General features: G+C 67.3%; 17 protein-coding genes. 4 read left to right on the top strand and 13 right to left on the bottom strand.

Annotated features, from left to right (window positions below):
• Positions 1-45 precede the first annotated feature (45 nt).
• Positions 46-264: a hypothetical protein gene (locus tag AC5JDC_RS21240; RefSeq protein ID WP_106771959.1), complete on the bottom strand. Its 219-nt coding sequence runs from the start codon at positions 262-264 to the stop codon at positions 46-48.
• A gap of 693 nt (positions 265-957) precedes the next feature.
• Here AC5JDC_RS21240 and AC5JDC_RS21235 point away from each other — a divergent pair.
• Positions 958-3,297, top strand: coding sequence for a hypothetical protein (locus AC5JDC_RS21235; protein ID WP_495844343.1), 2,340 nt, complete (start codon positions 958-960; stop codon positions 3,295-3,297).
• Between the two features lie 49 nt (positions 3,298-3,346).
• Here AC5JDC_RS21235 and AC5JDC_RS21230 read toward each other — a convergent pair whose 3' ends face one another.
• A complete protein-coding gene (locus AC5JDC_RS21230; protein WP_495844340.1) occupies positions 3,347-4,000 on the bottom strand; it encodes an HAD family hydrolase in 654 nt (217 codons plus the stop codon).
• Positions 3,997-4,296, bottom strand: coding sequence for a DUF3572 domain-containing protein (locus tag AC5JDC_RS21225; protein WP_106771956.1), 300 nt, complete (start codon positions 4,294-4,296; stop codon positions 3,997-3,999). Before AC5JDC_RS21225 ends, AC5JDC_RS21230 begins: the two co-directional genes overlap by 4 nt.
• Before the next feature lie 222 nt (positions 4,297-4,518).
• Here AC5JDC_RS21225 and AC5JDC_RS21220 point away from each other — a divergent pair, with 222 nt between their 5' ends.
• Positions 4,519-4,890 carry a response regulator gene (locus AC5JDC_RS21220; RefSeq protein WP_106771955.1) on the top strand — a complete coding sequence of 124 codons (372 nt, stop codon included), beginning with the start codon at positions 4,519-4,521 and terminating at the stop codon, positions 4,888-4,890.
• A gap of 37 nt (positions 4,891-4,927) precedes the next feature.
• Complete coding sequence (locus AC5JDC_RS21215; RefSeq protein ID WP_495844337.1) at positions 4,928-6,301, top strand: PleD family two-component system response regulator; 1,374 nt, start codon at positions 4,928-4,930, stop codon at positions 6,299-6,301.
• An 843-nt stretch (positions 6,302-7,144) separates the two neighbouring features.
• On the opposite strand, the gene rpmG is transcribed toward AC5JDC_RS21215, so the two are convergent.
• From rpmG to topA, 6 genes are all read right to left on the bottom strand, one after another.
• The gene (rpmG, locus tag AC5JDC_RS21210; RefSeq protein ID WP_106771953.1) at positions 7,145-7,312 is read right to left on the bottom strand and encodes a 50S ribosomal protein L33; all 168 of its coding nucleotides are present in this window, start codon (positions 7,310-7,312) and stop codon (positions 7,145-7,147) included.
• Positions 7,313-7,412: 100 nt separating this feature from the next.
• On the bottom strand, positions 7,413-8,600 hold the full coding sequence (locus AC5JDC_RS21205; RefSeq protein WP_495844336.1) for an MFS transporter: 1,188 nt from the start codon (positions 8,598-8,600) through the stop codon (positions 7,413-7,415).
• A 22-nt stretch (positions 8,601-8,622) separates the two neighbouring features.
• A complete protein-coding gene (locus AC5JDC_RS21200) occupies positions 8,623-9,360 on the bottom strand; it encodes an NUDIX hydrolase (RefSeq protein WP_106771951.1) in 738 nt (245 codons plus the stop codon).
• Positions 9,361-9,436: 76 nt separating this feature from the next.
• Entirely contained in the window at positions 9,437-9,871 is a 435-nt protein-coding gene (locus AC5JDC_RS21195; protein WP_165816037.1) for a DUF983 domain-containing protein, read from the bottom strand.
• 2 nt (positions 9,872-9,873) lie between these two features.
• On the bottom strand, positions 9,874-12,168 hold the full coding sequence (rnr, locus tag AC5JDC_RS21190) for a ribonuclease R (protein ID WP_495844397.1): 2,295 nt from the start codon (positions 12,166-12,168) through the stop codon (positions 9,874-9,876).
• A gap of 33 nt (positions 12,169-12,201) precedes the next feature.
• Positions 12,202-14,799 carry a type I DNA topoisomerase gene (gene topA, locus AC5JDC_RS21185; RefSeq protein ID WP_495844333.1) on the bottom strand — a complete coding sequence of 866 codons (2,598 nt, stop codon included), beginning with the start codon at positions 14,797-14,799 and terminating at the stop codon, positions 12,202-12,204.
• Positions 14,800-15,120: 321 nt separating this feature from the next.
• Here topA and AC5JDC_RS21180 point away from each other — a divergent pair, with 321 nt between their 5' ends.
• Complete coding sequence (locus tag AC5JDC_RS21180) at positions 15,121-15,270, top strand: hypothetical protein (protein WP_342587159.1); 150 nt, start codon at positions 15,121-15,123, stop codon at positions 15,268-15,270.
• On the opposite strand, the gene dprA is transcribed toward AC5JDC_RS21180, so the two are convergent.
• From dprA to AC5JDC_RS21160, 4 genes are read right to left on the bottom strand one after another with little or no spacing between them, the layout of a single operon-like run.
• Complete coding sequence (dprA, locus tag AC5JDC_RS21175; protein ID WP_495844330.1) at positions 15,232-16,359, bottom strand: DNA-processing protein DprA; 1,128 nt, start codon at positions 16,357-16,359, stop codon at positions 15,232-15,234. The two genes, AC5JDC_RS21180 and dprA, sit on opposite strands and share 39 nt — an antisense overlap.
• Positions 16,356-16,943 (bottom strand): glycerol-3-phosphate 1-O-acyltransferase PlsY, encoded by a 588-nt coding sequence (gene plsY / locus AC5JDC_RS21170; protein WP_495844328.1) that lies wholly within the window; start codon positions 16,941-16,943, stop codon positions 16,356-16,358. Before plsY ends, dprA begins: the two co-directional genes overlap by 4 nt.
• Positions 16,944-16,981: 38 nt before the next feature.
• Complete coding sequence (locus tag AC5JDC_RS21165; RefSeq protein ID WP_495844326.1) at positions 16,982-18,268, bottom strand: dihydroorotase; 1,287 nt, start codon at positions 18,266-18,268, stop codon at positions 16,982-16,984.
• Positions 18,265-19,233 (bottom strand): aspartate carbamoyltransferase catalytic subunit, encoded by a 969-nt coding sequence (locus tag AC5JDC_RS21160; protein ID WP_106771945.1) that lies wholly within the window; start codon positions 19,231-19,233, stop codon positions 18,265-18,267. Before AC5JDC_RS21160 ends, AC5JDC_RS21165 begins: the two co-directional genes overlap by 4 nt.
• Positions 19,234-19,252: the final 19 nt, after the last annotated feature.

Below are 19,252 nucleotides of genomic sequence, written 5' to 3'. Positions count from 1 at the left end.
AACCATCAGGTCCCGGCCGGACGTGTTCCGGCCGGGACCACACAGTCAACCGTGATTGTCGAGCAGGACCGCCATGCCGCGTGTCGCCGCCATCTGGACGAGCAGCTCCTCGATCGCCTTGTTGGAGAGCCGGGTGCTGACGAGCGCGCGGACCTCCGGGATGGCGATGCCGAGCGACACCGGCGCCGAGCGGCCGTGGTCGTCGAGATAGCGCCCGATCGTGATGACGGCATCGGCGTCGATGTCGGCCGGCAGATCTTTCATAGCCGACTAAGATAGGGCGGCGGCGCGCGGTGGAAAGACTACCGTGCGCCCGGCCGGAAGCCCGCAACCGACGATGAGGTGATCGGCCCGCTTCCTCCCGCCGTCCTCAATTCATGCCGTGAACAGGCGTGCCGCCACTGCGGTATGCGCCTTGCGGGAACAACCCGCCGCCCGGGACCGGCCCTTCGAAGCCGGCACCGGACGTCGGGACCAGGAGCTGCGGTGACGCGAGCCAAGGCAGGCAGTCGGCATATGCCGACTGGCGCCGTCATAGGGCCCGCGTCACAATCGCAGCGTCGGCGGCCCGGCCATGCGCCGCACTCGGTGCCCCAACAGGCGCTTGCCGGGCCGTCCGATAGTTTGCGTAAACGCCGCCGCCAAAATGTGAATTGCCGGGTCGGCGACAGCCGGCGAGCGGCCGCCCGACGCCGTGACGAGAATTGGGCGATATGGCGATAGTCACAGGGGTGACAGGACGGTAAAATACAGCGTGTTTGTTGTCGCGGCTGGCTTTGCGGGCCTTGTGCGAGTATAGTGCAAACATCTGGAAGCATGTTGCCTGCAAGATTGTCCTGAGCCCACATTAGGGGCCGGCTGCAGGCTTTGACAATTCTGGACGCGTCCCGCGCGTCCGACCTTCCGACGGGGCAGACATCTTCGCATTGAAATGACGTCTCATTTCAAGGAGGAATCATGCCCACGCTCAACGTAGATGTTTCCACCGACTTCTCGGCCGACGACCTCGTCGACATCGACGAGATCGTCTATGGCGACGACATCTCGATCTCCGCCACCTTCGACAGCAGCCAGTTCGGCGGCGGGCAGGTCTCCGAGACCGTCACGCTGACCGGCGGCGCCGGCAACAATTTCCTGCGGGTCGACATGTCCGCGGCCGGTTTCTTTTCGGCCAAGGACTGGACGCTGTCGAACTGGACGGGCTTCGACCAGGTCCAGATATTCGGGACGGTGGGCAACGACGAGATCCACGGCACCGACGGCAAGGACCAGATCGGCGCGCTCAACAATGGCGGCGGCATCGACAAGCTGTTCGCCTATGGCGGCAACGACATCCTGCGGCTTCCGTTCGGAGCGGTGGCGGGCTCGATCTTCGACGGCGGCGACGGCACCGACGGGCTGCTGCTCACCCAGGTTGCCGACTACGATTTCACCGGGACCACGATCGTCGACGTCGAGCAGGTGCAGTTCGCGCAGATCATCACCGCCACCTTCAATGACGACCAGTTAGGCGCCGATGCGATCAAGCAGGTCATCGGCACCAAGTCCGAGCAGAACGTGGTCGTCGTGGAGGGTGCCGATACCGACCTGAGCGGCGTCAGTTTTCTGACCTGGGGCAGGCCCGACCAGACGATCTCGATCGAGGGCGAAATCTTCGTCGCCAACGACCTCGTCGGATCAAGCGAGGACGACACGATCAATGGCGGCTCCGCCGGCGACACGCTGGAGGGCGGCGGCGGCACCGATCTCCTGTTTGGCAACGACGGCGCCGACAAGTTCGTCTACCGCGCCGGCAGCGACCTGGTGAAGGGCGAGGCGGAGGGGGTGATCGGCGCCGCCGGCACCGACACCGTGCAACTCGCCGACGCCGGCGCGATCGACTTCTTCGAGGTGGTGTTCAACGGCGTCGAGCAACTCACCTACCAGTCCGGCGTCAGCAGCGCGCGGTTCGGCTCCGAGGCGATCATCGATTTCGACAAGGTCACCGGCAGCGCCGCGGTGGACACGCTCACCGTCGACCGCACCGGCGCCGGCCTATTCGACCTCGCAGGCCTGGCCTTCTCGAACTGGACGAACGGCACGGACATCATCAAGGTCAACGGCACCAACGCCGGCGAGATCATCATCGGTACGGTCGAAAACGACACGATCGACGGCAAGGACGGCAACGACACCATGGCCGGGGGAAAGGGTGACGATGTCTTCCGCGTCGGCCAGGCCGGCGACGTCATCGATGAGATCATCGGCAATGGCGAGGACCGCGTCATCGCCACGACCAGCTATCAACTGACTGCAGGGGCCTCGATCGAGCGCCTCACCACCAACGGCTCGACCGGTATGGCGGCGATCGACCTGACCGGCAACACCTTCGCGCAGACGATCGAGGGCAATGCGGCCGGCAATACGCTGAAGGATGGCGGCGGCGCCGCCGACGCGATGAAGGGGTTTGCCGGCAACGACACCTATCTCGTCTACAATTCCGCCACGACGGTTTCCGAAGGCGTGTCGCAGGGCACGGCCGACAAGGTCGCGGCGGCGGTGGACTATGCGCTCGGCGCCGGCGTGCAGGTCGAAATCCTGGGCACGACCTCATCGGCAGGGCTGGCCGATATAAACCTCACCGGCAACGTGCTGGCCCAGGAGATCATCGGCAATGCCGGCGACAATGTCCTGCATGACGGCGGCAAGGGCGCGGCCGACACGCTGCGCGGGCTCGATGGCGACGACACCTACCGCGTGTTCAATTCCGCCGACGTGATCGAGGAGAGCGCGGTGCAAGGTGCCGCCGACCGGGTGGTCGCCGCCGTCAGCTACACGCTCGACGCGGACGTCCATGTCGAGATCATGACCACCAACGGCTCCGGCGGGACCTCGGACATATGGCTCACCGGCAATGAGATCGCGCAGGAAATCGTCGGCAATGCCGGCGACAACCGGCTGGAGGGCAAAGGCGGGGCCGACACGCTGCGCGGCTTCGGCGGCGACGACACCTTCGTCTTCGCCACGGCGCTGGGGGGCGGCAATGTCGACACCATCATCGACTTCATCGTGGCCGACGACCGCTTCCTCCTGTCCGACGCGATCTTCACGGCGCTGACGCCGGGCACGCTGGCCGCCGCCGCCTTCCGCGCCAATGACGATGGTCTCGCCGAGGACGCCAGCGACCGCATCATCTACGAGATGGACACGGGCGAGGTTTATTACGACTTCAACGGTGACGCGGCCGGCGGCGGTGTCCTGTTCGCCGTCGCCGACGCCGGCCTGGCTATGACGAACCTGGATTTTTCAGTGGCTTGAGGCCGCGGTCCCGCAGTGCGGCGCAGGGAAGAACGGCAAAGGCCCTGCGTCAGATGCCCAGCGCGGCGGCGATCCGCGGGCCGGCCTCGTGCCACTCGTCGACGATCTCCACGCGCTCGGGCAAGGGCGACAGCAGCGGACGCAAGGCCGGCATGCCCATCAGGTGGAACAGATGCACGTCGGCGAGCGTCTGGCGGGCCGAGACGAGATTGTGCGGCGTGTCGTCGACGAAGGCGATGGGACGCGGCGTGGCGCCGAGCAGCCGGCGCAGCGCCGGCCCCTTGGCCGCTTCGGTGGTCAGCAGCGGGTAGGGGAAGCCGAGGCTGTCGAGATGGATGCGGCGCACCGCCCGGTGCCGGTGCGGCATCGCCGTGAGCAGCACGATGTCGGCCTGGTCGGAAAGCTCCGCCACCGCCTCGACCGCCCCGGCGAGCGGCGACTGCCAGCGATCCTGCGCGGCGAAGAAATCATCGATGAGCGTCGAGACGGCCTCGTAGTCGAGCGCTTCCCCTGTCTCGCGCCGCGTGATGTTGCCGTGCAGCCGAAAAGTCTCCAGCGACAGATGCAGCCCCTGGGCGTCGAGGAAGCGCATGAACGGCGCGATGAACTCCATCAGCACGTCGTCGACGTCGAGCACCAGCAGCGGCCGCGTGCCGGGCGCCAGCTCGGCGATCTGGCGCACTGTTTCGGGATCGTCGCTCATGTCGATGCCTCATAAAGTTCGTCGCCGTCGGGCAGCGCCCTGAGCGCCGCGCCGACCGAGGCCGGGTCGATCCCGGCATGCTCGGCGAAGGAAAGCAGGGTCGGCTCGTGTGCCAGGATGAAGCGCAGCACGCCGGCCAGAAAGCCCGGCTCACGCGCCGCCAGGCGGATCGCCTGCGCCTCGATGCCGGTCAGCGCCAGGAAGCGCGGCAACAGCACCGGGTCGCCGGCGATGAACGCCAGCGCCGACACGGCCAGGGCCTCGGCATCCGCCGCTGTGGTCTTGTGCGCCGGCATGGCTTTCTGGCGACTCCCGCAACAAATTCCTATCTGCCAGTAGCCGGGTAGTGCCGGCCGGGCAAGCGAGCCGGGCGATCGTTGTGTTCACGATCGCCTCAGCGGGCGGAACAGTTTCCGTTTCGTCAATGTTCTGGAGATAAGGTCCGGCTGGACTCGGCGCTATGAGCGTGGCGCGGAGAGGCTGGGGGCATGACGTCCCGGTCCGGGGTTGAAGGCGAAATGGCCAAAAAGGTGATGATCGTCGAGGACAACGAGCTCAACATGAAGCTCTTCCGCGACCTGATCGAGGCGAGCGGCTACGAGACGGTGCGCACCCGCAACGGCCTCGAGGCGCTGGAACTGGCGCGCTCGCACCGGCCGGACCTCATCCTCATGGACATCCAGCTGCCGGAAGTCTCCGGCCTCGAAGTGACGAAATGGCTGAAGCAGGACGACGACCTGCACACGATCCCGGTCATCGCCGTCACCGCCTTCGCCATGAAGGGCGACGAGGAGCGTATCCGCCAGGGCGGCTGCGAGGCCTACATCTCCAAGCCGATCTCGGTGCCGCGCTTCATCGAGACCATCAAGTCATATCTGGGCGACGCATGAGGCCCGCCCGCCCGCCCCTCCGGAGCCCTTGCAGCCGATGACCGCGCGCATCCTCGTCGTCGACGACATTCCGGCCAATGTGAAGCTGCTCGAAGTGCGGCTGCTCGCCGAATATTTCGAGGTGCTCACTGCCGGCAATGGCGAGGACGCCATCGAGGCCTGCGAGAACGGCAAGGTCGACGTGGTGCTGCTCGACGTGATGATGCCGGGCATGGACGGCTTCGAGGTCTGCCGCCGGCTGAAGGCCGACCCCGCGACCCAGCATATCCCTGTGATCATGGTCACGGCGCTCGACCAGGTGGTCGACCGGGTGCGCGGCCTGGAGGCGGGCGCCGACGATTTTCTGACCAAGCCGGTCAACGACCTGCAGCTGATGACACGGGTGAAAAGCCTGGTGCGGCTGAAGACGCTCACCGACGAGCTGCGGTTGCGGGCCGCGACAACCCGCAACATAGGCATCGAGGAACTGCTCGCCCGTCGCGTGCCGGACGACGAGACGCTGCCCAGGGTGCTGCTGGTCGACGAGCGGCCGTCCTCGTCCGAACGCATCGGCCGCTTCCTCGCGGGACAGGCCGAGCTCGACGTGGTGAGCGATCCGCAGGCCGGCTTCTTCCAGGCGGCCGAGGCGCCGTATGAATGCATGCTGATCTCGACGGCCTTCGCCAATTACGACCCGCTCAGGCTGTGCTCGCAGATACGGTCGCTCGACCGCACGCGCTTCCTTCCGATCATCCTGCTTGCCGACACCGGCGAGGAGAACCGGATCGTGCGCGGGCTGGAACTCGGTATCAACGACTATCTGGTGCGGCCGATCGACCGGCAGGAGCTGACGGCGCGGCTGCGCACCCAGGTGAAGCGAAAGCGCTACAACGACGAGCTGCGCGCCAGCGTCGCCCAGACCATCGAGATGGCGGTGACCGACGCGCTGACCGGCCTGCACAACCGGCGCTATCTCGACAGCCACCTGAAGACGCTGTTCGACCGGGCCGTGTCGCGGCGCCGGCCGCTGTCGATGATGATCACCGACCTCGACCGCTTCAAGTCGATCAACGACACCCATGGCCATGACGGCGGCGACGACGTGCTGCGCGAATTCGCGCGCCGGCTGCGCAAGAACGTCCGCGGCATCGACCTCGCCTGCCGCTACGGCGGCGAGGAGTTCGTGATCGTCATGCCGGACACCGAGGCTTCGGTCGCCGAGAAGGTCGCCGAGCGCATCCGCGCCGAGATCGAGCGCCATCCGTTCCCGGTCGGCAAGACGGGGCAGACCATCGCGCTCACCATCAGCGTCGGCGTCTCCTCGGTGCTGCGCGGCCCCGATGCGGTCGAGGACCTGATCAAGCGCGCGGACCTTGCCCTCTACGAAGCCAAGTCCGGCGGACGCAACCGGGTGGTCGCCAAGGCGGCATGAACGCCAAATCTTGCAACGCTCAAGCAAACGTGAAGTTGAGCCGGCATGCTTTTGAAAGCGCGCGCGAAAACGGTGGAAACGCGTCCGTTTACGCGGTTTTCTGACCGTTTGCCGGCGAAAAAGATGGTTTCCAGTTTACCTTAACACCGCAATCCGTCGCGGTTTGGTTAAGAAACTGTTGATTTTCAAGTGTTCCTGAGCAACGATCAAAATCAAGAACAAGAAAACGTCATAATGCTTCGGCATGCCGATGTTTTCCGAAGATGCCCCATGATGCTCAGGTCCGCCGCATCTCCTGGGTCCGTGGGGTCGGCCGGCCGGCAACTGGCACACAGTGGCCTCCTCGTACCGCTGCCAGCATGTCGGCCGGCCCCCTTTTCTCCTCTTCCGCAAAATCCTCAATAAAAAAAGAGCCGCTGCGATGCAGCGTCCCGTCCTGCTCCTGTATCGCCAGAGGGTTGAGCCCCGACCTCCGGGCTCCTTTTCAGGCAGGTGGTCCTCGCGGGCAAATGCATGCCGTCGGCGCGCAAAAAGAAAGCCCGCCGGGGGAGGAGGTCCGGCGGGCTTGATTTGATCGCGGCGCGGGAGGATGTGCGCCGCTCTCTGTGCCGACGCTCAGGGAGGAGGAAGAGCGTCAACACCATTGACCTAATCGCTGCCTGCTCTTTCGGCAAGCCTCGGCGCATGCATATCTGTCATGCAAATTGTCGCAGGCTCCGGTTGTGGCCTCTTGCGGCTTCGTCCGGGTGTGCAGTCGCGGGCCGTCCGCGGTCGCGAGGGCATGCCGCCCAAACGCAAAAAGCCGCCTCGCGGCGGCTTTGGCGGCAACGCGGAAAGCGAAGATTACTTGATCTTCGTTTCCTTGAACTCGACGTGCTTCTTGGCGACCGGGTCGTATTTGCGGAAGGACAGCTTGTCGGTCTTGGTGCGGCTGTTCTTGCTGGTCACGTAGAAATAGCCGGTGTCGGCGGTGGAGAGCAGCTTGATCTTGATGTTGGCGGCTTTTGCCATGATGCGTTCCGTTCGACTGTCTGGGGCCTGACCGCTTCTCGAAGGGCGGTGGCCCCGGCGCGGAAATCAGGCGCGACACATAAAGATCGGTGCCGGAAAGTCAAGAGCGGCGGCGCGAGGCAGCGATGCGGCTGACGGCGAGAACGATGTAGAACAGGAAGAACAGGGCAAGCGCCCCGGGAAAACCTTCCTTGCCGAACAGGTCCATGCCGATGCCGATCGCCTGCGGGCCGATGACCATGCCGAGGCCGTAGCAGAGCACGAAGGCGGCATTGGCGTTGGCGAGCTCGTGACCGGAGAGTCTTGCGCCGAGATGGGCGAGGCCGATGGTGTAGAGCGCCGCCACCACGCCGCCCCAGACGAACAGCACGGCCGCCAGCATGTGCCAGCTGATCGAAACGCTGGGCAGGACGATCATGCCGGCCAGCCCGACCGTGGCGCAGCCGAGCAGCAGATAGCGGCGGTCCGGCACCCGGTCGCTCAGCATGCCGATCGGGATCTGCAAGAGCACGTTGCCGAGGCCGATCATGGTGAGCAGCAGTGCGGCGTCGGCCTCCGAATAGCCGCTGCGGGCGCCATAGATCGGGAAGAGGGCGAAGCCGCCGGTCTCGACGGCGCCGAACACCAGCACCGCCGCGGTCGCCGTCGGCACCAGCCAGATATAGCGCAGGAAGTGACCGCTCTCGTCCTCCCTGGCATGGATGCGCGGGCTCTCGCGCCAGGCGGCGATCACCGGCACCAGGGCGATCATCACCAGGACGAAGACGGCGCCGAAGGGCTCGAAGCCGCCGCTGCCGAGCTGCGAGAACAGCCAGGGGCCGAGCGCGAAGCCGAGCGACAGCACCGTGGCGTAGATGCCGAGCACGAAGCCGCGCCGGTGCGGCGGCGCCGAGGACGATATCCAGAATTCCGACAGGATGAACAGCACGGTGAGCGCGATGTGCAGCACCACGCGCAACGGAAACCACATCCAGAAGGCCGGCGCGAAATAGAAGCCCATGAAGGCGAAGGCGCCGAGCAGGATCATGGTGACCATCACCGGCACCGTGCCGAAGCGCACGGCGAGCGGCGTGGCGAGCGGCGCGCCGGCGATCGAGGCGAGCCCGGCCACGGCGGTGTTGAGGCCGATCATGCTGGCGGAGTAGCCGCGATTCTCCAAAATGATGCTGAGCAGCGGCATGCCCAGCCCGATGGCGATGCCGACCACGCTGATCGAGGCGATTGCCGCCGTGATCGCCAGCCAGCGCACGCGCGCGGGATCGTCTTCGGTGTCAACGCTGCCGGTCATGTCGAAACTGCTTGGCTTGTGGCTACAGGAGTTCGCGGACGAAGCGATTGCGGACCATGCGGTAGAACGGCACGGGCCCGCCGGGACGCAGCAGCGGGTCTTCGGTCAGACGCTGCTCGAGCTCGCCCAGGACGGTCCCGGTGATGGCGGGAATGTCGGCCTGCCGGGCCTCGGCGAGCGGCAGCCAGGCGAGCTCTTCCAGTTCCCCGGTCGGGCCGCCTTGCGGCAGCTCCACCGCCACGCTGTCGCGCCAGGCGGCGAGGAAGCGGGTGTCGAAGCGGCGCACGCGGCCGGGCGGGGTGATGGCGCGTGCGATATAGCGCAAGCCGTCGAGAGCGGGCGCCACATTGTGCTCGGCGAAACCGAGCCATCCGGCCTGGCGCGTCTGGAACGATGCGGCGCGGCCGATCAGAAGGCCCGCCTCCTCATAGGTCTCGCGCACGGCCGACAGCGCGATGGCGCGGGCACGCGCCGGCGCGATTCGCGCTGCGCTGGTCAGCTTGGCCTGCTCGTCGGGATGCAGGTCCTGCGCCACCGGAATGCGGCCATCCTCGGGGTCGGTGCGGCCGCCCGGAAACACGAACTTGCCAGGCATGAAGGCGTGGCGGGCATGGCGGCGGCCCATCAGGACGCGGACCTCGCCATCCCTGCGCTCGAGCAGGATGAGCGTGGCGGCGTCGCGCGGCCGCAGCGGACCCTTGCCGAGCGCGAAATCCTTGGCCTCGGCCTTGTCGACCTCTGTGCGAGTCATGCCGTCCATGGAGCCTCCCATAGCGGAGCGCGGCCTGTGAGAAAACCGCCGCGTCGCGGCGCAGTCTTGGGCCAGCGCCGTGGCGTCACGCCTCGGGATGCTGCTCGACCAGGTCCGATTCGCCGCCGAAGCCGTGCATATAGAAGGCCCATTGCAGTCCGACGACGGCGCCCTTGACCGGCCGGAGCAGGGCCAGCGCCGAGACGATCGTCAGCGGCACCCAGATCGCCAGATGCTGCCAGGTCGACAGCGTGCTGGTCGCCTCGACGCCCATGAAGGCGCCGACGATGATGTGCCCGACGATGACGACGACGAGATAGGCCGGCAGGTCGTCGGCGCGGTGGTGGTGCATCTCCTCGCCGCAGTGCTCGCAACGGTCGACGGTCTTCAGGAAGGAGCGGAACAGCTTTCCCTCGCCGCAATGCGGGCAGCGGCCGAGGAAGCCGCGCTTCATCGCCATCCACAGCGGCCGCGTGGGCCTGCCGGCATGGTGCTCGCCGCCGAAAACCTGTTCTTCCATGCTCATCTCCTGCCGCGGGCCCCGCGTCGCGGCTGCGACGCGCGGGCGCGCTTCTGCCGGGCCTTGGCCTTGTGGAACGAGCGCGTGGCGCTGCCCATCGGCTTCGGCTCGCTCAGCATCTCGAAGCGCAGCGCCCCTGCGAGCGGCGCGACCTCGACCAGCTTGACCGAAACGGCGTCGGCAAGCTGAAAACCCTTGCCGGTGCGTTCGCCGACCAGCGCCCGCGTCGTCTCGTCGAAGACATAGTAATCGCCGCCGAGCGTTGCCACAGGGACAAAGCCATCGGTGCCGAACTGCGGCAATTGGACAAAAAGTCCCGCCCTGGTGACGCCCGACACGCGGCCGTCGAACTCGCCGTCGATGCGCTCGGCAAGATGGGCGGCGATCAGCCGGTCGACGGTCTCGCGCTCGGCCGCCATGGCGCGCCGCTCGGTGGTAGAGATCAGCCCGGAAATGTCGTCCAGCCGCTCCTCCTGGCCCGCCGTCAGCCCGTCCTTGCCGAGGCCGAGCGCGGCGATCAGCGCGCGGTGCACGATCAGGTCGGCATAGCGGCGGATCGGCGAGGTGAAATGCGCATAACGCCTGAGGTTGAGGCCGAAATGGCCGAGATTGTCGGGCGAATAGATGGCCTGCATCTGCGTGCGCAGCACAACTTCGTTGACCAGCGCCTCATGCTCGCCGTCGCGGACGCGCTCGAGGATGTGGTTGAACTGCGCGGTGCGCAGATCGGCGCCGCGCGCCAGCGAGATGCCGATCGAGTGCAGGAACTCGCGCAGCGCTTCCTGCTTGGCCAGCGACGGTGCGTCGTGGACGCGATAGACCAGCTTCTGCCGCTTGCCCTCCAGGGTCTCGGCAGCCGCGACATTGGCCTGGATCATGAACTCCTCGATCAGCCGGTGGGCGTCGAGCCGTTCCGGCACGATGACCCGGTCGACGGTGCCGTCGGGCTTCAGCAGGATTTTTCGCTCCGGCAGGTCGAGGTCGAGCGGCTGACGCTTGTCGCGGCCGCGCTTCAGCACTGCGTAGCCATCCCACAGCGGCTTCAGCACCGTATCCAGGATCGGCGCCGTGCGCTCATCGGGCGTGCCGTCGATCGCGGCCTGGGCCTGCGGGTAGGCGAGGCGGGCGATGGAGCGCATCATGACGCGATGGAAGGAATGGCGCAGTTTTCGGCCGTCGGCCGCAAACGTCATGCGCACGGCGAGCGCCGGGCGGTCGACGCCTTCCTTCAGGGAGCAGAGGTCGTTGGAGATGCGCTCCGGCAGCATCGGCACCACCCGGTCCGGGAAGTAGACCGAGTTGCCGCGGTTGAGCGCCTCGCGGTCGAGTGCGCTGCCGGTCAGCACATAGGCGGCGACGTCGGCGATGGCGACGGTGGCGACCACCCCGCCGGGATTGGCCGGATCGGTGTCCGGCACGGCGAGCACGGCGTCGTCATGGTCCTTGGCGTCGGCCGGATCGATGGTGACCAGCGGCAGGTCGCGCCAGTCCTCGCGGCCATCCATGCCGACGGGCGCCGCAGCGTCCGCCTCGGCGAGCACTTCCCGCGGGAAAATATGCGGGATGCCGTGGGCGTGGATGGCGATCATCGAGACCGCCTTCTCGCTGGTCAGCGAGCCGACGACGGAAAGCACCTTCGCCTGCGGCAGGCCGTAGCGGACGGAACGGCCGGTCTCGATCTCGACCAGATCGCCGTCGCGGGCGCCGTTGCGGTTCTCCTCCGCCACCTCGAACTCGGACTTTCCACGCTCGACCGGGATGATGCGCAAACGGCCGTCGGCCAGCGTGCGGAACACGCCGAGCGCGGTGTCGGCGCGCTTCTCGAACACCTTCATCACGCGAGCGGTGTAGGCAGGGCCGGCCTTGTCGTCGTTGCGGAAGGTCTTTGCCAGCACCCGGTCGCCGACGCCGGGCGCGGATCCGCGGCCACCCTTGGTCGTCTTGATCGCCACGACGATCGGGCTGTCGGCGCCGTCGCGCTCGGCAGGCCTCGCCAGCAGCGTGCCGTCGGCGTCGCGCGAAAAAATGTCGAGCACGGCGACCGGGGGCAGGGTGCCGGGGCGCCGCAGCCGCTTGCGCTCCTTCTCGATCAGTCCCTCGTCATGCAGGCCGGCGAGCGTCTCCTTAAGCCAGACGCGGTCGGCGCCCTTGAGCGAGAAGGCCTTGGCCAGATCGCGCTTGCCGCTCCGGTCGGGATTCTCCTCGATATAGGTGAGGAGCTCCTCGCGGCTCGGTCGGAAATCGCCGGCCGTCCGCGGGTGCGCGCCGGGCCCGAAAGCGGGGCTGCCTCGTTCAATCCTCGGCGGAGACGGTTTTCTGGCCAAAAGGCCTCATTCCTTCTTTTTCTTGGCCGCGGTCTTCCTGGCGGGCTTCGCCGTTCGCCGGGCGCCATTGCCCTTGCCATTGCCGCCACCCTTGCCCGCGCGTTCGGCGACCAGCGCCAGAGCCTCCTCCAGCGTCACCGTCATCGGGTCCTTGCCCTTCGGCAGCGTCGCGTTGACCTTGCCGTGGTTCACATAGGGACCATAACGACCGTCGCGCACGGTGACGGCGCCGCCGTCCGGATGGTCGCCCAGCGTCTTCAGCGCCGCCGGCGCACCGCCGCGGGCGGCCTTGCCCTTCGAGTGCTTCTCGGCGATCACCGAGACCGCGCGATTGAGGCCGATCGAGAACACGTCCTCGATACTCTCCAGATTGGCATAGGTTCCGTCGTGCAGCACGAACGGCCCGTAGCGGCCGAGGCCGGCGGAGATCATCTTGCCGCTTTCCGGGTGCTTTCCGACGTCGCGCGGCAGCGCCAGCAGCGCCAGCGCCTTCTCGTGGTCGACCGTGTCGACCGTCCAGCCCTTGGGCAGGCTGGAGCGCTTGGCCTCCTTGCCTTCGCCGCGCTGCACATAGGGGCCGAAACGGCCGTTGCGCAGCGTGATCTCCTCGGCCGTATAGGGATCCTTGCCCAGCACCTTGTCGCCGGAATCGCCGTTGGCGGCCTCGCCATTGCCGTTCGCGGCGTCGCCGAGCTGGCGGGTGTAGCCGCATTCGGGATAGTTGGAGCAGCCGACGAAGGCGCCGAACTTGCCGAGCTTCAGCGACAGGTTGCCGCTGCCGCAGCGCGGGCAGATGCGCGGGTTGGAGCCGTCCTCGCGCGCCGGGAACACCAGCGGCGCCAGTTCCTCGTTGAGCGCATCCAGCACGTCGGTGACGCGCAGCTCCTTGATGCCGCCGACGGCGCCGGAAAAATCGCGCCAGAAATCGCGCAGCACGTCCTTCCAGGCGAGCTTTCCGTCGGAGATCTCGTCGAGCTTCTCCTCCAGCGAGGCGGTGAAGTCGTATTCGACATAGTGCTCGAAGAAGCTTTCCATGAAGGCCGTCACCAACCGGCCCTTGGGCTGCGGGATCAGCTTGCGGTTCTCGATCTTGACGTAGTCGCGGTCCTCCAGCGTCTTCAGCGTCGCGACATAGGTCGACGGGCGGCCGATGCCGAGCTCCTCCATCTTCTTGATGAAGGACGCTTCCGAATAGCGCGGCGGCGGCTCGGTAGTGTGGGCGGTCACGTTCACCGTCTTGCGGTCGAGCGTCTCGCCGGCACGGATCTCCGGCAGGCGCTTGCTTTCCTCGTCCTCGGCGTCCTCGTCCTTCTGCTCGGTATAGGCGGCGATGAAGCCGTCGAAGCGCACCACCGAGCCGACGGCGCGCAGGCCGGCGGTCTGCGCGCCGTTGCGAGCTTCGATCTCGACCGTGGTCCGCTCGATCTCGGCCGGCAGCATCTGGCTGGCGATCGCCCGCTTCCAGATCATCTCGTAGAGCCGCGCCTGGTCGGCATCGAGATATTTTTTCATCTCGGCCGGCGTGCGGGAGAAATCGGTGGGGCGGATGGCCTCGTGCGCCTCCTGGGCGTTCTTGGCCTTGGCCGAATAGTAGCGCGGCTTCTCCGGCACGTATTTCTGGCCGAACTCCCTGGCGATGGCTTCGCGAGCGGCGGTGATCGCCTCCGGCGCCATCTGCACGCCGTCGGTACGCATATAGGTGATCAGGCCCGCCGTCTCGCCGCCGATCTCGAGGCCTTCGTAGAGACGCTGCGCCACCTGCATGGTGCGCTGTGCCGAAAAGGAGAGCCGCGAAGAGGCGGCCTGCTGCAGCGTCGAGGTGGTGAAGGGCGCCGCCGGGTTGCGCTTGGTCGGCTTGGCCTCGACCGACAGGGCCCTGAAGACGGCGCCGTCGAGCATGGCCTTGATGCCGTCGGCCTGCTCCTGGGTCTTGATGTCGAGCTTTTCGAGCTTCTTGCCGTCGACCGTGGTCAGCCGCGCCTCGAAGCTTTCGTTGCGCGGCGTGCCGAGGATAGCGGCGATCAGCCAGTAGTCCTCGCGCACGAAGCGCTCGATCTCGGCCTCGCGGTCGCAGACGAAGCGCAGCGCCACCGACTGCACGCGGCCGGCGGAGCGGGCACCCGGCAGCTTGCGCCACAGCACCGGCGACAGCGTGAAGCCGACGAGGTAGTCGAGCGCGCGGCGGGCGAGATAGGCGTCGACCAGCGGCGGATCGATCTGGCGCGGATTGGCCATGGCGTCGAGCACGGCCTGCTTGGTGATCGAGTTGAAGACGACGCGCTGCACCCGCTTGTCCTTGAGCGCGCGCTTCTGCCGCAGCACCTCCAGCACATGCCAGGAGATCGCCTCGCCCTCGCGGTCGGGGTCGGTCGCCAGAATCAGCCCGTCGGCCTCCTTGACGGCCTTGGCGATGTCGGCCAGCCGCTTCGACGACGGGCCGTCGACTTCCCATGACATGGAGAAATCGTCGTCCGGCCGTACGGAGCCATCCTTGGCCGGCAAGTCGCGGACATGGCCGAAGGAAGCCAGAACCTTGTAGTTCTTGCCCAAATACTTGTTGATCGTTTTGACCTTGTTGGGCGACTCGACGACGACAACGTCCATTGGATTTCGCAATTCCGTATCTAAATGGGCCGGCGACAGTATCCGCGAACGCCGGTCGGTGTCGTCAAATGGCTGCGGAAAACCGTCCGGTCAAGGGCAGACGCTGATTGTCGGTCCGATACCACCTCCTGCAACTTGCAGGATAGGCAAATATTCCTTGCAATTTTAAGTTACTATGGTAAATAAAGGACGACCATCGGTTGCAGTGACGATCACAATCGCAGGCGAAGGCTTCGGGACGGCCTCTGCCCGGCAAAAGGTCTGATCATGAATGCTCATCATGGAAGGCGCCGCAGCGAGACGCTGGAGTATATGCAAAGCATGCTCGCGCAGTTGCGCACCATGGCCGAGGCCGAGCGCTGCGACATGCTCGCCTATCTCATCGAGATGGCCTATCTCGAAGTCGGCGACCTCGCCCGCGGCGAACGACCGTCAAGCGTCCGGGAGCACAAGCGAAACCGCACCGCCTGAATGGCGCTCCAGCCGGCCGGCGAGGTCGAGCTCCAGCAGGATGAGGAAGACCTGCGCCGGATGCAGGCCGGTGTGCCAGATCAGCTCGTCGATGCCGGTCGGCACCGGGCTCAGCGCCTCCAGCACCTTCTGGCGGTCGGTCGCCGCCGGCGGCGGCACGTCGGAATAGTCGGGCGGCTCCTCCGCCGAGATGTCCGGAGGCCCCTCCGTCAGTGTGAGCGGCGCCAGCGCGTCGAGGATGTCCTCCGGCCCGGTGACCAGGATGGCGCCGTCCTTGAGCAGGCGGTTGGCGCCTTCGGCCCGCGGGTCGAGCGGCGAGCCCGGCACCGAGAAGACGATGCGGCCCATCTCGCCGGCGAGCCTCGCGCTGATCAGCGAGCCCGAGCGCCGCGCCGCTTCGACCACGACCAGTCCTAGGCCGAGCCCGGCGACCACGCGGTTGCGGCGCGGAAAATCCTGCGCCCGCGGTTCCCAGCCGAACGGCATTTCGGAGACGACCGCACCGGCCTCGGTGATGCGCTCGCACAGCCCGACGTTTTCCGGCGGGTAGGGGCGATCGAGGCCGCCTGCCAGCACGCCGACCGTTCCGGTGGCGAGGCTGCCTTCGTGGGCCGCCGTGTCGATGCCGCGCGCCAGCCCTGAGATGACGGCATAACCCTCCCTGCCGACGGCGCCTGCCAGCATGCGCGCCATCTTCAGCCCGGCCAGCGAGGCGTTGCGGGCGCCGACGATGGAAACCGCCGGCAGCCTGAACACCGCGTCGTTGCCCTTCACGGCGATCAGCGGCGGCGGATAGTCCATGCGCCGGAGCTGCGGCGGGTAGTCGGGCTCGCCGATGCCGATGAAGCGGGCGCCGAAGCGCTCCGCCTTCTCCATCTCGGCTTCCGCCGCCGACACGCTCGGCACGCGCGGGACGGCGGTCGAGCCGGCATTGCGCATCAGCTCCGGCAGGTGCTCGATCGCAGTCTCGGCCGAGCCGAAGCGGTTGATCAGGTCGCGGAAGGTGGCCGGGCCGACATTGGGCGTGCGGATCAGCCTCAGCCAGGCGAGCCGCTGGCGCTCGGAGAGCCGCGGCCGCGCCTCGGTCATCCTTTGGAGCCGATGCGCGATTCGGTGCCGGCGAGCAGCCGCCCGATATTGGCGCGGTGCTTCAGCCAGACGATCGCGGACATGACGGCGAAGACCAGGGCGAGATCGGTCTGTCCCATGAAGAAGAGCGCCACCGGCACGGCGAGCGTGGCGATGAGCGCGGCGAGCGAGGAGTAGCGCAGCAGGAGGGCGATCGCCAGCCAGATCACGGCGAAGGCGAGCACGGCCTTCCAGGCGAGGCCGAGCAGTACGCCGAGATAGGTGGCAACACCCTTGCCGCCCTTGAAGCCGAGCCAGACCGGGAAGATGTGGCCGATGAAGGCGGCGAAGCCGGCGGCGATGCCGAGTTCCGGGGCGAAGCTGCCGGCGATCAGCGCCGCCGCGGTGCCCTTGAGGGCGTCGCAGACGAGCGTCAGCGCCGCCAGCCCCTTGTTGCCGGTCCTCAGCACGTTGGTTGCGCCGATATTGCCCGAGCCGATCTTGCGCACGTCGCCCAGGCCGGCGGCTCGGGTGATCAGCAGGCCGAAGGGAATCGAGCCGAGCAGATAGCCGAAAGCGAGCGCGGCGATGAGATGAAGTACCATGAGCCTCCCCCGCGACGGCCTGCGCCGTCCCGTTCGGACTATGCCTCGAAAACCGTCCTGCCGGCAACCAGCGTGCGCAAGACGCGGCCCTGCAGGCGCGCGCCTTCGAAGCAGGTGTTCTTGGAGCGGGAGCGGATGTCCGCCTCGCGGACGATCCACGGCTCGTCGAGGTCGAGCACCGCCAGATCGGCCGGCGCGCCGGGCTTCAGCGTGCCGCCCGGCAGGCCGAACAGTCTTGCCGGGGCGGTGGAGAGCACCTCGATCAGCCGTATCAGCGGCACGTCGCCATTGTGATGGAGCCTGAGCGCCGCGCCGAGCAGCGTCTCCAGGCCGATTGCGCCGTCGGCCGCGTCGGCGAAGGGCAGGCGCTTGGTATCGACGTCCTGCGGATCGTGCGAGGACACGACGATGTCGATAGTGCCGTCGCGCAGCGCCTCGATCATGGCGAGCCGGTCGTCCTCGGCGCGCAGCGGCGGCGACAGCTTGAAGAAGGTGCGGTATTCGCCGACGTCGTTCTCGTTGAGCGACAGGTGGTTGATCGATACGCCGGCCGTGACGTCGGCGCCGTCGGCCTTGGCGCGCGCCACCGCGGCGGCGGCGAGCCCGGTCGAGATTTTCGCGGCGTGGTAGGCGCCACCGGTCAGCCGCGCCAGCGCCAGGTCGCGCTCCAGCGGGATGGTCTCCGCCTCGCGCGGCATGCCGGGCAGGCCGAGCCAGCTCGCGAACAGGCCCTCGTTCATCACCCCGCCGGCGCCGAGGTCGCGGTCGAGCGTCTCGTGCGCCACCACGGCACCGAAGTCGCGGGCATAGGTGAGGGCGCGCCGCATGACCAGGGCGTTGGCGATCGAATGGCGGCCGTCGGTGAAGGCGACCGCGCCGGCCTCGCGCAAGAGGCCGAACTCGGTCATCTCGCGGCCTTCCAGCCCCTTGGTGATGGCGGCGGCCGGAAAGACGTTGACCAGCGCCGTGTCGCGCGCCGTGCGCAGCACGAACTCGACCAGCGCGATGTCGTCGATGACCGGATCGGTGTCGGGCATCATGACCAGCGAGGTGACGCCGCCGGCGGCGGCCGCACGGCTTGCGGAGGCGATGGTCTCGCGGTGCTCCGCCCCCGGCTCGCCGATGAAGACGCGGCCATCGACCAGGCCTGGCACGATCGTCTTGCCGCCGCAGTCGATGACCTTGGCGCCCTCCGGCGTGCCCTGATTGTGGGCGGCCGCGCCGGCGGCGGCGATTTTTTTGCCTTCGACGACGATCGCGCCGACTTCGTCGAGGCCGCGCGACGGGTCGACGATGCGGGCGTTCTGGAAGACGGTGACACTCATGCCGCGACCCCGTCGGCCGGGTTGCGGCGCGGATCGAGCAGCGCCTCCATGACCGCCATGCGCACGGCGACGCCCATCTCCACCTGTTCCTGGATGGCGCTTTGCGGGCCGTCGGCGATCTCGGAGGCGATCTCGACGCCGCGGTTCATCGGTCCGGGATGCATGACCAGCGCATCCTCCCTGGCAACCTTCAGTTTTTCCGCGTCGAGGCCGAAATAGCGGAAATATTCGCGCACCGACGGGACAAAAGCGCCGGCCATGCGCTCGCGCTGGAGGCGCAGCATCATCACCACGTCGGCACCGCGCAGCGCGTCGGCCATTGTCGGGAAGACCTCGACCGACATCTGCCGGATGCCGGCGGGCAGCAGCGTCGAGGGCGCGGCGACGCGCACGAAGGCGCCCATGGCGTTGAGCAGCAGGATGTTGGAGCGCGCCACCCGCGAATGCAGGATGTCGCCGCAGATGGCGACCGTGAGCCCGGCCAGCCGCCCCTTGGCGCGGCGGATGGTGAGGGCGTCGAGCAGCGCCTGGGTCGGGTGCTCGTGCGTGCCGTCGCCGGCGTTCACCACCGAGCAGCCGACCTTCTGGGCAAGCAGCGCGGCCGCTCCCGCCGAGGCGTGGCGGATGATCAGGATGTCGGGGCGCATGGCGTTGAGCGTCATCGCGGTGTCGATCAGCGTCTCGCCCTTCTTCACCGAGGACGAGGCGACGCTCATGTTCATGACGTCGGCGCCGAGCCGTTTGCCCGCCAGCTCGAAGGAGGACTGGGTGCGGGTCGAGGCCTCGTAGAACAGGTTGATCTGCGTGCGCCCGCGCAGCGCCGACGTCTTCTTCTCGTGGCGACGCGAGATCGCCACGGCCGCGTCGGCGCGGTCGAGCAGGGATTTGATGTCGGCGGGGGAAAGATCGCGGATGCCAAGCAGATGGCGGTGCGGAAACAGGGGCGGGGGCGCGGCGTCGATCATGTCGAGACGGTGCTATAGG

It is taken from the genome of Kumtagia sp. (assembly GCF_059502445.1).
Note: the sequence above shows the minus strand (reverse complement) of the source record. Positions and strands in the feature narration are given on the sequence as shown.

Bases quoted from the DNA above. Each gene is read 5' to 3' on its own strand.
- AC5JDC_RS21160 (WP_106771945.1), bottom strand. From the start codon at position 19,233: ATGATCGACGCCGCGCCCCCGCCCCTGTTTCCGCACCGCCATCTGCTT.
- topA (WP_495844333.1), bottom strand. From the start codon at position 14,799: ATGGACGTTGTCGTCGTCGAGTCGCCCAACAAGGTCAAAACGATCAAC.
- AC5JDC_RS21230 (WP_495844340.1), bottom strand. From the start codon at position 4,000: ATGAGCGACGATCCCGAAACAGTGCGCCAGATCGCCGAGCTGGCGCCC.
- AC5JDC_RS21200 (WP_106771951.1), bottom strand. From the start codon at position 9,360: ATGGACGGCATGACTCGCACAGAGGTCGACAAGGCCGAGGCCAAGGAT.
- AC5JDC_RS21220 (WP_106771955.1), top strand. From the start codon at position 4,519: ATGGCCAAAAAGGTGATGATCGTCGAGGACAACGAGCTCAACATGAAG.
- dprA (WP_495844330.1), bottom strand. From the start codon at position 16,359: ATGACCGAGGCGCGGCCGCGGCTCTCCGAGCGCCAGCGGCTCGCCTGG.
- AC5JDC_RS21195 (WP_165816037.1), bottom strand. From the start codon at position 9,871: ATGGAAGAACAGGTTTTCGGCGGCGAGCACCATGCCGGCAGGCCCACG.
- AC5JDC_RS21215 (WP_495844337.1), top strand. From the start codon at position 4,928: ATGACCGCGCGCATCCTCGTCGTCGACGACATTCCGGCCAATGTGAAG.
- AC5JDC_RS21235 (WP_495844343.1), top strand. From the start codon at position 958: ATGCCCACGCTCAACGTAGATGTTTCCACCGACTTCTCGGCCGACGAC.
- rpmG (WP_106771953.1), bottom strand. From the start codon at position 7,312: ATGGCAAAAGCCGCCAACATCAAGATCAAGCTGCTCTCCACCGCCGAC.
- AC5JDC_RS21225 (WP_106771956.1), bottom strand. From the start codon at position 4,296: ATGCCGGCGCACAAGACCACAGCGGCGGATGCCGAGGCCCTGGCCGTG.
- AC5JDC_RS21165 (WP_495844326.1), bottom strand. From the start codon at position 18,268: ATGAGTGTCACCGTCTTCCAGAACGCCCGCATCGTCGACCCGTCGCGC.
- AC5JDC_RS21205 (WP_495844336.1), bottom strand. From the start codon at position 8,600: ATGACCGGCAGCGTTGACACCGAAGACGATCCCGCGCGCGTGCGCTGG.
- plsY (WP_495844328.1), bottom strand. From the start codon at position 16,943: ATGGTACTTCATCTCATCGCCGCGCTCGCTTTCGGCTATCTGCTCGGC.
- AC5JDC_RS21180 (WP_342587159.1), top strand. From the start codon at position 15,121: ATGCTCGCGCAGTTGCGCACCATGGCCGAGGCCGAGCGCTGCGACATG.
- AC5JDC_RS21240 (WP_106771959.1), bottom strand. From the start codon at position 264: ATGAAAGATCTGCCGGCCGACATCGACGCCGATGCCGTCATCACGATC.